Annotated in this window: 11 protein-coding genes and 1 other annotated feature; of the genes, 10 read left to right on the forward strand and 1 reads right to left on the reverse strand. The window is 43.2% G+C overall.

The genetic code is table 11. The features are described 5' to 3' along the window. The first annotated feature begins 87 nt into the window (after window positions 1–87). The 8 genes from secD to ABFY19_RS05580 all read left to right on the forward strand — a co-directional run bounded on the left by secD (window position 88) and on the right by ABFY19_RS05580 (window position 10723). On the forward strand, window positions 88–1329 hold the full coding sequence (gene secD / locus ABFY19_RS05545; RefSeq protein WP_418792252.1) for a protein translocase subunit SecD: 1242 nt from the start codon (window positions 88–90) through the stop codon (window positions 1327–1329). Between the two features lie 13 nt (window positions 1330–1342). Further along, window positions 1343–2224 (forward strand): protein translocase subunit SecF, encoded by an 882-nt coding sequence (secF, locus tag ABFY19_RS05550; RefSeq protein ID WP_418792253.1) that lies wholly within the window; start codon window positions 1343–1345, stop codon window positions 2222–2224. A 20-nt stretch (window positions 2225–2244) separates the two neighbouring features. Next, window positions 2245–2583, forward strand: a complete 339-nt coding sequence (locus ABFY19_RS05555) for a LapA family protein (RefSeq protein WP_418792254.1) — start codon at window positions 2245–2247, stop codon at window positions 2581–2583. Between the two features lie 100 nt (window positions 2584–2683). Beyond that, window positions 2684–6382, forward strand: coding sequence for a single-stranded-DNA-specific exonuclease RecJ (recJ, locus tag ABFY19_RS05560; RefSeq protein ID WP_418792255.1), 3699 nt, complete (start codon window positions 2684–2686; stop codon window positions 6380–6382). Window positions 6383–6445: 63 nt separating this feature from the next. Beyond that, window positions 6446–8611: a RelA/SpoT family protein gene (locus ABFY19_RS05565; RefSeq protein ID WP_418792256.1), complete on the forward strand. Its 2166-nt coding sequence runs from the start codon at window positions 6446–6448 to the stop codon at window positions 8609–8611. A gap of 41 nt (window positions 8612–8652) precedes the next feature. After that, entirely contained in the window at window positions 8653–9102 is a 450-nt protein-coding gene (gene dtd, locus ABFY19_RS05570) for a D-aminoacyl-tRNA deacylase (RefSeq protein ID WP_418792257.1), read from the forward strand. Window positions 9103–9118: 16 nt separating this feature from the next. Continuing rightward, complete coding sequence (locus ABFY19_RS05575) at window positions 9119–9739, forward strand: MBL fold metallo-hydrolase (RefSeq protein WP_418792258.1); 621 nt, start codon at window positions 9119–9121, stop codon at window positions 9737–9739. A 147-nt stretch (window positions 9740–9886) separates the two neighbouring features. Beyond that, window positions 9887–10723, forward strand: a complete 837-nt coding sequence (locus tag ABFY19_RS05580) for a delta-lactam-biosynthetic de-N-acetylase (RefSeq protein WP_418792259.1) — start codon at window positions 9887–9889, stop codon at window positions 10721–10723. 81 nt (window positions 10724–10804) lie between these two features. Here ABFY19_RS05580 and ABFY19_RS05585 read toward each other — a convergent pair whose 3' ends face one another. Beyond that, window positions 10805–10957 (reverse strand): hypothetical protein, encoded by a 153-nt coding sequence (locus tag ABFY19_RS05585; RefSeq protein WP_418792260.1) that lies wholly within the window; start codon window positions 10955–10957, stop codon window positions 10805–10807. Window positions 10958–11187: 230 nt separating this feature from the next. Between ABFY19_RS05585 and ABFY19_RS05590 the strand changes: the two genes are divergently transcribed. Both ABFY19_RS05590 and hemZ read left to right on the forward strand, forming a co-directional pair. Continuing rightward, window positions 11188–11655 carry a hypothetical protein gene (locus ABFY19_RS05590; RefSeq protein WP_418792261.1) on the forward strand — a complete coding sequence of 156 codons (468 nt, stop codon included), beginning with the start codon at window positions 11188–11190 and terminating at the stop codon, window positions 11653–11655. A gap of 42 nt (window positions 11656–11697) precedes the next feature. Further along, entirely contained in the window at window positions 11698–13185 is a 1488-nt protein-coding gene (gene hemZ / locus ABFY19_RS05595; protein ID WP_418792262.1) for a coproporphyrinogen dehydrogenase HemZ, read from the forward strand. Between the two features lie 30 nt (window positions 13186–13215). Further along, window positions 13216–13448, forward strand: a binding site (T-box leader). Window positions 13449–13474 lie beyond the last annotated feature (26 nt).

The raw sequence follows: 13474 nt of genomic DNA on the forward strand, positions 1-13474 counted from the left end.
ACAAGCATTTTTGGCGGGTATATAATAAATCCTAGGGTTTAATCGGAGTATGTTCCGCACAATTGAATTAAGGAGGAAACGTACATAATGAAGGGCAAAAGTCTTGCAATATTATTGAGTATTTTACTTGTTGTGGGAGTGGGCGGATATTTCCTGGTCAGGTATCAGGTTATACAAAACAACATTAACCTTGGCCTTGACCTCCAGGGTGGTGTGCATGTCGTTCTTGAGGCAGTAGATACTCCCGAAGCGCCTGTTCAGGCTGATTCTATTGACAAGGTAAAAGCTGTTATTGAAAACAGGGTGAACCTGACAGGACTTAAGGAGCCCATTATCCAGAAGGAAGGAACACGCAGGCTTATTGTGGAACTGCCGGGGGTCAAAAATACCCAGGAAGCCATTGATATGATAGGAAAGACGGCACAGCTTATGTTTGTGACCGCTGAGGGCAAGATCGTTCTTACCGGTGAGGACCTAAAGGATGCTCAGGCAGCTACCAGGCCCACAGATAACGAGCCTTATGTGGCCTTGCGGTTTAATGAAGAAGGTAAGAAAAAGTTTTCTGAAATTACCACAGAACTTGTGCGAAAGTATCCTAATCCAGATGACCCTAACAGGATTATTGCTATTATTCTTGATGATGAAGTATTGACAAGCCCTTTTGTAAGGGATGCTATTACCACTGGTAATGCTGAGATTTCCGGAGGCTATAAGACACTTGAGGAGGCTAACAAGCTGGCTATCCTGTTGCGTTCGGGAGCTTTACCGGTTAAGCTGGAAAAGGTGGCTATCCAAAGTGTGGGACCGACCCTTGGCGTGGATTCCTTAGAGAAATCAACCAAGGCTGGGATAATAGGTGTTACCGTAATTCTGATTTTTATGGTAGCTTTTTACCGCCTGCCAGGGATATTGGCAGATATTTCTCTGGTTATCTATATGTTTTTGGTGCTTGGAATACTGGCAGCTTTGAATGCAACTCTTACTCTTCCCGGAATTGCAGGTTTTCTCCTGTCTATCGGTATGGCAGTTGATGCCAATATAATTATTTTTGAGCGTGTTAAAGAAGAGCTTAAGGAAGGTAATTCACTGCGCCGATCAATTGAGGCAGGTTTTTCAAGGGCCTTTACTACGGTTTTTGATGCAAATACCACGACTTTGATTGCGGCTGCAATTCTGTATTTTTTTGGCACAGGAGCTATCAGGGGCTTTGCGGTTACTCTTAGTATTGGTATCCTTGCCAGTATGTTTACTGCAATTACCTTTACGAGATGGCTGTTAAGGCTTACCGTTAATACCGGAATAAAAAATAAAAAGCTCTTTGGGGCCTAGGAGGTGTATTGTAATGGACATAATTGGAAAACGCAGGATATGGTTTGCTATTTCACTCCTGATAATTATCCCTGGGATAATCAGTATGGCATTTAAATGGGTTACCGTGGGTTTACCCCTTAACCTTGGCATAGACTTTACCGGTGGCAACCTGATTAACATTGAATTTAAAAATGATGTTACCGTTATACAGTTAAGAGATGCTTTAGGTGAAATAGGCCTGGAAAAGAGCAGTATCCAGATGAGCGGCAGCCGGGCGGCAATTATTAGGACCGTAGTCCTTGATGATGAGAAACAGGCAGGCTTGTTGTCCATCCTAAAAGAAAAAGTTGGCCCTTATGATGAAGGTAAAATGAGTATTAGCAAGATTGGGCCTACGATTGGGAAGGAATTAACCCGGAATGCAATAGTGGCACTTCTAATTGCATCTGTACTGATGGTTATTTACATTTCTTTCAGGTTTGAATTTAAGTTCGGAATATCAGCTATTATTGCCCTGCTTCATGACGTCTTGGTAACCCTGGGGATTTTTTCATTGTTTTGGTGGGAAGTTGACAGCACTTTTGTGGCGGCTGTGCTGACAATTATTGGTTATTCTATAAATGATACAATTGTTATTTTTGACCGGATTAGGGAAAATCTCAATAAACGGAAAAAAGGAGAAGACCTTGCTCAATTGGTAAACAAAAGTATTATGCAAACACTGGTCAGGTCAATTAATACTGTGTTGACAGTTATCTTTGTCTTGGTAGCCCTGCTGGTGTTTGGCGGAACCACAATAAAGATTTTCACCCTGGCTCTTTTAATAGGGGTGGTCAGTGGCGCATATTCATCAATATTTAATGCCAGTCCGCTTTGGTTTGTGCTTAAAGGGGTTGGCAAGAGCAGAGCTTAAGTCTAAAGGGGGGCTGCCTGTTGCAGATTTATCTTGTACTGGCATTATTGTTTTCCATCGGTGTGGCTGTTTTTGCGGTACAGAATGCTTCCAGGGTAGAGATTACATTATTTTTTTGGCAGTTAAAGAATATCTCACTTGTTCTGGTTATTTTTGGTTCGGCATTGATAGGAGCACTGGCAACCGGACTTTTTGGATTGGTCAAACAGTTAAAACTCAGGAAGATGTTAAAACAGTACAAAAATCAGGCAGAAACTCTGGATATGGAAGCAGGGTGCTTGCAGCGAAAACTGGATGAGCTATATAGTGCCAGTGTAGGCATGGAAACAGAGAAAAGTGTCAATCAATCTAATCAATAGGCAACTTTGAAAAAGGGCTGTGGGAAACCGTTTCTCAGCCATTTTTCATTTTGAATCAAGGCCGGTTTTACATTATTATTTTTAGCGGAGCTGAAAGTTAGTGATAAAAAAGAGTTCTCAAACGGGTATCGAAAATACCCGTATTTGGCGTATTCCGAAGCCAAATACTGCACTAAAGGATATATTTTCTTTGAAGCTGGGTATATCTAAGGTAGTTGCTCAAATCCTTATTAACAGGGGTATTAACACAACTGAAGAAGCAAGAAAATTTCTATCAGGAAATTTAGATCTGCTGCATGACCCGTTTTTGATGAAACATATGGAAAAAGCTGTATCCAGAATACGCCGGGCAGTTGCCAAAGGGGAAAAAGTCCGGATTTTCGGGGATTATGATGTCGACGGGGTTACTAGTACTGCAATATTACTGAAGGCGCTGCACGGGATCGGCGCGGACACTGATTATTACATACCTCAACGATTGACCGAAGGTTATGGCATGAATCAGGATGCGGTAAGGGCTGCAGGCAGAGACGGAGTTAATCTGATTATTACTGTAGATTGCGCCATTTCTGCTGTTGCAGAGGTAGGGCTGGCTAACAGCCTCGGTATTGATGTAATAGTTACTGACCATCACGAACCCCCTGCTGAACTACCGGAGGCATTTGCCATAATTAATCCTAGGCAAGTTGATTGCACTTACCCTTTCAAGGACTTGGCAGGGGCAGGTGTGGCCTTTAAACTTGGGCAGAGTTTGTTGGAACAAACTGATATCAGGGAATTAAGGGAAATGACGGAATTTCTTAGTCTGGGTACTATTGCCGATATAGTGCCATTAAAGAATGAGAACAGGGTTTTTGTTAAAGAAGGGCTTAGATTATTAGGCAGTACGGAAAACACCGGTTTGCGGGCACTTATGGACGAGTGTGGTATAGACATCAACAATGTTGATACACGCAATGTTGCTTTTCAGATTGCGCCAAGGATTAATGCAGCCGGAAGGCTGGGTGATGCCGGTATTTGTGTCAGACTCCTGCTCAGTCAGGATGAAGAAGAAGCCAGGGCTTTGGCTGCGGAGTTAAGCTTATTAAATTCCAAGAGACAGAGGCTGGAGGCCGGGATTTATGAAGAAGCCTTGGAAATGATTCGGACCACAGGTATTGACCCTCAAAAGGAAAAGGTAATAGTCCTCGCAAAGGAAGGGTGGCACCAAGGAGTAATTGGGATTGTAGCCTCCAAATTGGCTAAGGAGTATTATAGGCCTGTAGTCCTTCTGAGTATTGAAGGCGAAATAGCTAAGGGGTCTGCAAGAAGTATTCCTTCTTTTAATATTTATGAAGCCTTTAGAGCATGCCGGGATTATCTGACCAGGTATGGCGGTCACAGTCAGGCTGCAGGGCTGACAATTGATAAGGAAAACATTGAAGGGTTTAATGAAGCGATTAACCGGTATGCAAATCTGAATATGACGGAAGATGATTTAGTACCTGAAGTGTTTATAGACAGTGAAGTGGAACTTAGTGAACTAGATGAAAAATTGTTTGGCCAGTTAGCGATGTTGGCTCCATATGGATGCCAGAACCCTGACCCGGTCCTCACCCTTCGAGGAGCGGGGGTGCTTGATTACCGGAGCGTAGGTTCAAACGGATTACATCTCAAACTTAGAATTACCGATACCAGGCTGGTGATGGATGGAATTGGATTTAACCTTGCTTTTCAGAGTCAAGCTTTGAAGGATGACAAGTTAATTGATTTGGTTTTTGTCCTGGAAAAAAATGAATGGAATGGCAGTACATCTCTACAGCTCAATGTAAAGGACTTTAGGCCTGCACAGCAGGATGCCGGCAGCAGTATGGTTCCGGTGCCGGAAGACTGTACCGGCGGAAAAAAATTTCTTGATGAGATGTTTCAGAATGCCATTTTATATCTAAATGATGATTATTATAGGGATATTGGCGTCAAAGAGGAATTTTACACAAAAGTTGCCGGGGTTACTTTTGGTGATAGGCAGGAAAAGGCGGCCTGTCTTTCCGAAGGGCAGCAGATGAACTTGGTTAGGGAACCGGATAACAAACATGATGCTAATGCCATCAAAATAGAAACTTTCACAGGGATACAGGTTGGATATCTGAACGCAAGGCTTGCCAGGCATTTTGCCCCCCTTTTGGATAGTGGGGAGAAGTATAATAGCTATGTGACTCAGGTAACCGGTGGTAAAGACAGAAATTACGGAATTAACATTATCATCCAAAAAAGTAAGGAAGCAGGAGGAGAACTCCAGCAAAAGGAATTTGACCATAAGCGTGAGAACTTATCTGTTCTGGATGATGAAAAATTGCTGGATAAGGTAAGGCAGGCTCTTTTGGGAGAGCTGCCTTACCGGGTTAAGCAAAGAGAAGCTATCAAATATCTGCTCCAGGGTTATAACACACTGGCTATTTTTGGAACAGGTCGGGGTAAGTCCGCGGTTTTTCAGACAGCAGCCGCATTTAAAGCGATTCGAAGCAAGGAAATCACTATAATTGTTTATCCTTTGCGTGCACTTGTAAATGATCAATTTGAAAGCATGTCTGTTAAGCTGGAACAACTGGGGCTCCGGGTTTTTAAGGGAAACGGCTCTATATCCGAGATGGAGCGGGTTCGGCTTTTTACTGCTTTGGAAATGGAAGAATTGGATGTTTTATTAACGACTCCGGAATTTATCCTTTATCATATGCAAAAGCTGCAGCAGATGACCAGAAAAGTGGGTCTTTTTGTGGTTGATGAAAGTCACCATATCGGGATGTCGTCCATGGTTCACAGGCCGATATACAGACGTCTTGGAGAGCTTGCGGCATGTCTGGGGAGTCCCCCAATCATGGCTGTTACGGCTACCGCGGATCAAGATGTAGCTGAAGAAATTATTCATACTCTTCATGTGGAAAAGGTGGTCGTTGATCCACATATTAGAACTAATTTGCAGATTATTGATAAAAGGGATTGCGCCGGAAAAGTTGATTATCTGAAACAAGTTGTTAGTACGGCATCTAAGTGCATTATATATGTTAACAGCAGACTGCAAACTGTGGAGTTGGCTGCGATGCTGCGTGAATCCGTACCGGATTTGAACAGCAGGATCGCTTTTTACCATGCAGGACTTAGCAGTACTCAGAGGAATACAATTGAACGGATGTTCAGGACCGGGGAAATTACTGCTGTTGTGTCTACATCAGCTTTTGGTGAAGGCATTGACATTCCGGATATCAGGCATATTTTGGTGTTTCACCTGAACTTTAATTTAACTGAGTTTAATCAGCAATGCGGCCGTTGCGGCAGGGATGGTGAAAAGGCGCAGATTCACCTGCTTTGTGGGAAGCGTGATGCTGCTATCAATAGTTTTATTATGGATACATCCTCACCTGACAGGGATACACTGGCTAAGGTTTTTGTAGTTCTCCGGAAATTGGCGGAAAGCTCACATCCTATAGAGGCATCAAATGAAGAAATAGCCGTGAGGTTAAAAGAAGCAGGGATAAAACACGTCAGGACGAGCCTTGTTTCGGCCTGCCTGGGAATCCTAGAGGAACTAAGGCTTATCAGGAGAGAGCTGCAGGGAAGAGCAAGGGAAATATACCTGGAAGCAGTTCCGGACAAAAAAATTGATTTAGGTTCGTCACTGAGGTTTCTTGAAGGGCAGGAAGAAAAACAGGCTTTTCATGAATTTGAGGAGTGTTTTTTTAAGGCATCATCAGGTGAACTGCTGAGTTTCATTAATAGGCCCATTTATCCTGAAAAATACCTGGATACACAAATATCCGGATAGTCGTTATCAACCGTAGAATAAATATGATATAATAATTTACTAAGGTATAGGGAAGGTGCTTTTGTGAAATTCCGCCAGTTGATTACAGAAATACAAAAATTTAGCCCCAACGTTGATTTGGACTTGGTTAGAAAGGCATTTGCTTTTGCTAAGGAAGCTCATCAGGGGCAAAACAGAGTTTCGGGGGAAGCGTATATAAATCACCCCCTTAATGTGGCAATAATACTGGCAAAGCTCGAACTTGATGTTGTTACAATTGCAGCCGGGCTGCTTCACGATGTGGTAGAAGATACCGGTATTTCACTGGAGATTATAGAAGAGAATTTTGGCTCTGAAATTGCACTTTTGGTTGATGGGGTTACCAAACTAAGTCGTATAGAATATAAGAGTAAAATGGAACAACAGGTTGAAAACCTCAGGAAGATGTTCCTGGCTATGGCAAAAGATATTCGTGTTATCATGATAAAGCTTGCCGATAGGCTGCATAACATGAGAACCCTTAAGTTTATGAGTAAAGAGAAACAGAAGGAAATCGCTTTTGAGACACTTGAAATATTTGCTCCTCTGGCACATCGCTTAGGAATATATAAGCTCAAGTGGGAGTTGGAAGATCTTTCCTTTCGCTTTCTGGACCCCCCAAATTATTATGACCTTGTTCAGGGGATTGCCAAAAAGCGTGCTGTCAGGGAAGCGGCTATAAGCAATGTTATCAGGGTATTAAAAGATAAACTGGAAACAGTAGGCATAGAGGCTGAAATTCAGGGAAGACCGAAGAATTTATACAGCATTTATAAGAAGATGGAAGAACAGAATAAGGAGTTAAACCAGATTTATGACTTGATGGCCATAAGGGTACTGGTTGACAGTGTCAAGGACTGTTATGGCGCACTTGGAATGATTCATACCCTTTGGAAGCCGATACCGGGCAGGTTCAAAGACTATATTGCCATGCCCAAGTCAAATATGTACCAGTCCTTGCACACAACTGTTATTGGACCCCAGGGTGAGCCTTTGGAGATTCAGACCAGAACATGGGAAATGCACCGGACCTCCGAGTATGGTATCGCTGCTCATTGGCGATATAAAGAAGGAGCCGGAAAGGATGAGGATTTTGATACCAAACTGTCCTGGCTGCGCCAACTTCTGGAATGGCAGACGGATATGGGGGATGCCAGGGAATTTATGGAGACCCTGAAGATTGACTTGTTTTCCGATACTGTATTTGTTTTTACTCCGAAAGGTGATGTTGTTGAGCTGCCGCGGGATGCTGTACCCATTGATTTTGCATACAGGATTCATACCCAGGTTGGACACAGGTGTGTGGGGGCTAAGGTTAACGGTAAATTGGTTCCCCTGGACTATAAGCTTAAAAATGGTGATATTCTTGAAATTGTGACAACCAAACAGGCTAACGGGCCCAGCAGAGATTGGCTGAATATGGTGCAGACTTCCGAGGCCAGGAGTAAAATCAGGGCCTGGTTTAAGAAGGAGAACAGGGATGAAAACATTGTTAAGGGCAAAGAAATATTAGAGAAAGAAGTTAAGAAGCTGGGTTATGATGAACCGGCAGAATTCATCAAGACTGACCAACTAATTAAAATAACCAAGAAATTGAATTTTGTGAACATTGATGATTTGTATTGTGCTGTCGGAATGGGAGTGGTAACTCCACAACAAATCATAACAAGAATCAAGGATGATACCAAAAAAGAAAAGGTTCTAAACATAGATGATTTTGTTAACAAGGAGCCCAGGAAGAGAAACCAGAGGGTTGGCAGCAATGTCATCGTTAAGGGTGAAGAGGATGTCCTTGTTCGCTTGGCGAGATGCTGCAACCCTGTTCCGGGAGACCCCGTTGTCGGTTATATAACCAGGGGGCGAGGGGTTTCGGTACACCGGAAAGACTGCCGTAATGTGGTCATTTACGGCCTGGGTGAAGATGAACGGATGATTGAGGTGGCCTGGGATGATACCGATAAAGGTTCTTACCATGTTCACCTTGAGATTTCAGCTATGGACCGGGCTGGTCTCTTAAATGATGTCATGACCGTACTTTCGGAAATGAAAATAAGTGCTAATTGGGTTAGCGCCAGAGGTACCAAGAACCGCATGGCTACTATTGACTTGGTTCTGGAAGTTAACAGCCTGGAACAGTTGGAACATATAATGAATAAAGTTAGGCGAATTAAAGATGTTTACGATATCTGGAGGGTCACCCCCAGAGTATAATCAGGTATTTTGGAGGGTTCAAAGTTAGGGAGGAAGGCTATGTGAGGGCTGTGATTCAGCGGGTGACCCAGAGCAGGGTTACCGTGGGAGAAGAAGTGGTTGGGGATATCGGTCCGGGACTGGTTGTGCTCCTAGGAGTGGGTCATGATGATACCGGGGATGATGCCAGGTACTTGGCTGATAAAGTCGCTAATCTCCGGATATTTGAGGACCAGGAGGGAAGAATGAACTTATCTGTATTGGATACCGGAGGAGAGGTGCTGGCGGTATCTCAGTTTACCCTGATGGGAGACTGCCGCAAGGGCCGCCGGCCCAGTTTTTCCGGCGCTGCTGCGGCGGAAGCAGCAGAATGCTTGTATGAGAATTTTGTTGCAAGGCTTAGGGAAGCGGGCATCCCGGTAAATACCGGCCGGTTTCAGACAACTATGCTGGTTGAAATTTATAACCATGGTCCTGTAACAATGCTTCTGGACAGTAAAAAGATTTTTTAATAGGGAGGGTGGTTGAATGATACTCAAAGGTATCCCCGTGGGCCCTTTAGGGGCTAACTGTTATGTGGTTGGCTGTGAAAAAACCAAAGAAGCTGTAGTGATTGATCCTGGAGGCGATGTCGCCAGGATTCGGATGTTACTTGCTGAACAGGGATTATCCCTTAAATATATTATTGATACTCACGGGCATATTGACCATATTGCCGCAAATGATGACCTGCGGGAAGCGACAGGTGCCAAAATCTTGATTCATGAGGCAGATTCCGGTATGCTGGGGGATTCGAAGCTGAATCTGGCTTCATTTATGGGTTTTTCCACTACTTTTAAACCAGCCGACAAACTGTTGACAGACGGCGATTTCATTGAATTTGGGGAATTAAAACTTGAGGTTCTGCACACACCTGGGCATACCCCTGGCGGCATTAGTCTGAAGGCCGAAGGGGCGGTCTTTACCGGGGACACACTGTTTAATGGTTCAATCGGGAGGACGGATTTTCCGGGTGGTGATTTTGATACATTAATAAATTCTATTATCAACAAATTACTTGCACTGCCAGATGACACGAATATCTATCCGGGACACAACAGTCAATCGACGGTAGAAGCCGAACGCAAGTTTAACCCGTTTCTCCGATAGCTAACGTCTAAACTACTGCAGAAGTCATTATTATTTCGCGGATATGGTCGGTTTTTCCTGTGCCTGCCAGGGCATAACTTCCCTATGGTTAGCAAAAACTATGAAACAATAAGTATTGCGAACCAATATGTAAGAGGGGGTTATGTTATGCGAAACAGGTTGTTTTTTGGGGTCTTAGTTTTCCTTGTGGTTATCAGCGTGACCGCGATTAATATAATAACAGGCAATAAAATGGGGTCTGAGGAACACAGTTCCTTAATACCAGGTCAAGAAAACAGCAGTGGCACTGCAGAGGTTTATGATCGAAAGGAAGGTTGGGGGTTTGTCAAATCTAAAGATGGAAGGCTTCCGGAAGTTACTGCTCACCAGCGTGACTTGGTAAAAAAATATGATGCTCTTTTTATAGGTGATAACAGCAAAAAACAGGTAACCCTGACCTTTGACCTCGGTTATGAAAAAGAAGGTCTTACCCCAAGAATACTAGAAATATTAAAACAAAATAATATTAAAGCAAGTTTTTTTGTCACAACCCATTGGATTAAGAAAGAACCTGAGTTAGCCAAGCAGATAATCAGTGATGGACATATCCTGGGGAATCATACAGTTAAACACAAAAGCCTGCCGATACTGTCTGACAATGAAATAAAACAGGAAATCCTCGGCTGGGAAGATATCGCTAAAGATATTACTGGTTATCAAATAAAATATAAGTATATGAGGCCGCCGATGGGGGAATACAGTGAACGCACCCTTAGGCTGACCAAGAACTTGGGGTACCGAACGGCATTTTGGAGTATAGCTATTAAAGATTGGCTGCCCATGGGTGGTCCTGAGGAAGCAATAAAAGGAATAACTGCACAGCTGCATAACGGCGCTGTTATCCTCCTGCACGGCAATTCGGAGGATGTGGTCGGTGGGCTTGACAGGATAATTAAGGGGATTAGGAAACGGGGATATGGAATTGTACCTATATATAAAATTTAATGGTATCTGCTGACACAAAGACAGGGACCATGCCCATAAGTAGTAATTACTTATGACACGGTCCCCTTTACTAAGTCATTTTTAATTATTTCCAAATGGTTTATGACTTATTCTGGAATGGCATTCACTACAGGACTTGCCTGATTTTTCAGCCTTATCAGGGGTAGCTTGGACAGAGCCGATAAAAGAAAGTAATAAAGCAGTTGTTATGAGAAGTACTGCTAGTTTTTTCATGTTTCGTGCCTCCTTCTAAAAGTTTGTGAAAAAAATATCTACTTACATTAATTTTATTTTCATTAAATGATTAAGTCAATGAAATAAAATGTCGAATTTTAGCAAGTGCACCAGTTTACATGTTAAACGGGGCTTTTTTAGTTTTATGAATTGATATAATTCACTTAGTTTTTTATAGCCAATTAGTGTATAATATAAAAGGGATGCTTAAAGGGAACGGAGGCGGTCGGATGAGAAAGACCTACTTTGTTTTATTAATAGTGATAATTGTTATTATCTCGGGCTGTACAAGCAGTAATAAGGATGAAGTCAGGAAGTTTATAGAAGATGCCTTTAAGATACGGGTAGATGTGGTGTTGTTGTATAAAGATAAAGCAATATTATCACAGTATTTTAGTCCTGAAGCTATGGAACAGAACAGGACATACATGGATTGGTCTCCTAATGGTCAGTGGAGTAATGTAAAAGACATAAAATATTCGACAACTCTCCGGATCAGCAATCTTGAAATTAATGGCAAAAGGGCAACGGCGGAGGTTTTCGAAACTGTTGTAGTAACCTGGGATTATATCGATCCGACGAAGGTTGTCGGGACAGAGTTTACTAAAGAGGATGCCTGGAGCAACAAAAAACACCTGGTAACCGCAGTGCTTAATCCGGAGGGTAAATGGATTATTGAACAAGACATGGTTCCATAAGTATTAATAAAATGAATGGGATATTCTCACATAAGGTGAAACATGATAATTGAATTGTTGTCCGACAATAAAGAACTGGCTGTTACCGGTCAGGACGTGGTTCGCTTGTTTTATCCTGATGCGGAAATCAGGCTGGTACATGCAGGAGAATGTGAAATCACACTGAAAGTTGCCGTATATGCTGACGGTCAGTTTATTGAAGGAGCTGTTGAGTTAATAAAAGGCGGTATATTTACTGCTGAACAGGTAACCGCAAACATGAAATCACTTCCTTTTCCAGATGACCTGAGAAACAACCTGAAGAGGCTGGTTAAGCTGGCCCTCTTTAGGTTGTTGTCTAAATATACCGGACAACCGGCTGGTCCCTGGGGAATCCTTACCGGGATTAGGCCGACCAAGATAGTACACAGGCTTCTTGATGAGGGATGGCGGCCTGACTGTATAAACCAATACCTGACAACGGCATATGATATGTCGAAGGACAAGGCTGAACTGCTTATAGATATAGCCTTGCGGCAGAGAATTTATCTGCTCTCAGAAAAAGAGGCCGGTGAATTGATCAGTATATATATTGGAATACCATTCTGCCCGACCAGGTGTGCTTATTGTTCGTTCCCTTCATACCCGGTGGAGAACGGCACCAAACTGATTGAACCGTTTTTGGAAGCCCTGGCATGTGAAATCAAGGGAATTGGCAAAGCTGTCAAGGCAATGGGACTCAAAGTGCAGACTATTTATGTAGGTGGAGGGACGCCAACTGTTCTTAGCAGTGAAAAACTACTTCATCTGCTTGATATCATAAATAATTCTCTGGTATCGGAAGCAACTGTTGAAATAACCTTGGAAGCCGGGCGGCCCGATACTATTACTATTGAAAAGCTTAAATCAGCCAGGGAACAGGGAGTTGCCAGAGTTAGCATTAATCCCCAGACCACGAACCCCGGGACCCTTGAGGTTATCGGACGGCGTCATTCAGTGCAGCAGGTAGCTGATGCTGTTGCCATGGCCAGACTGGCAGGTTTTAATACAATAAACATGGATGTTATCATTGGTCTTCCCGGAGAAACTACTGCTGATGTTGAGAATACGATGTCTGCAATTGCAGCATTTGAACCGGAAAACCTCACGGTACACACAATGGCAGTAAAACGCGCTTCGCGAATAATTGAAGCAAAAGACCATTTTAAAGCTGCCCCGGCGCGGGAGGTGGAGAAAATGCTCTACATTGCTCAAGAGGCTGCCGTAAATATGGGTATGAAGCCATATTACCTTTATCGGCAGAAAAACATGGTCAGTCCTTTAGAGAACGTTGGATATACCCGCAGTGGGCATGAATGTGTTTATAATATTCAGATGATTGAGGAACGCCAGACGGTTATCGGATTGGGGGGCGGTGCCGGGTCAAAATTTGTCAAGGCAGGGACATGGTACCTTACCAGTCACTATAATCCTAAAGACCCGGATGTCTATATAAGTCGAATCAATGAAATAATTGCCATGAAGGTTGACAAGCTCAGGAGTTTTGACTAAAATATACTAGTAATTAGGAAAAAATATATCTTAAAGGCTTTGAATGGGAGAAGTAACCGTAATCCTGCTTTACAGGGAGGGGGCGTCATGACTGGAAGCGCTTCTAGGGATGGAACGGTGAAAGACACCCGGGAGCCGGAAAACTGAAGCTTAACAAGTGAGTAGGTTTTCCCGGATGGCACCGTTATGCCGGATTTGAAGTGGGACAGTTTTAGTGCTGTCTAAACAGGGTGGTACCGCGGGAATATCCTCTCGTCCCTGGCGATGAATTTTCATTGTCTTGGATGGG

It is taken from the genome of Phosphitispora sp. TUW77, from assembly GCF_048453025.1.
GTDB lineage: Bacteria > Bacillota > Thermincolia > Thermincolales > UBA2595 > Phosphitispora.

Bases quoted from the DNA above. Each gene is read 5' to 3' on its own strand.
- secD (WP_418792252.1), top strand. From the start codon at position 88: ATGAAGGGCAAAAGTCTTGCAATATTATTGAGTATTTTACTTGTTGTG.
- secF (WP_418792253.1), top strand. From the start codon at position 1,343: ATGGACATAATTGGAAAACGCAGGATATGGTTTGCTATTTCACTCCTG.
- ABFY19_RS05575 (WP_418792258.1), top strand. From the start codon at position 9,119: ATGATACTCAAAGGTATCCCCGTGGGCCCTTTAGGGGCTAACTGTTAT.
- ABFY19_RS05580 (WP_418792259.1), top strand. From the start codon at position 9,887: ATGCGAAACAGGTTGTTTTTTGGGGTCTTAGTTTTCCTTGTGGTTATC.
- ABFY19_RS05585 (WP_418792260.1), bottom strand. From the start codon at position 10,957: ATGAAAAAACTAGCAGTACTTCTCATAACAACTGCTTTATTACTTTCT.
- ABFY19_RS05590 (WP_418792261.1), top strand. From the start codon at position 11,188: ATGAGAAAGACCTACTTTGTTTTATTAATAGTGATAATTGTTATTATC.
- hemZ (WP_418792262.1), top strand. From the start codon at position 11,698: ATGATAATTGAATTGTTGTCCGACAATAAAGAACTGGCTGTTACCGGT.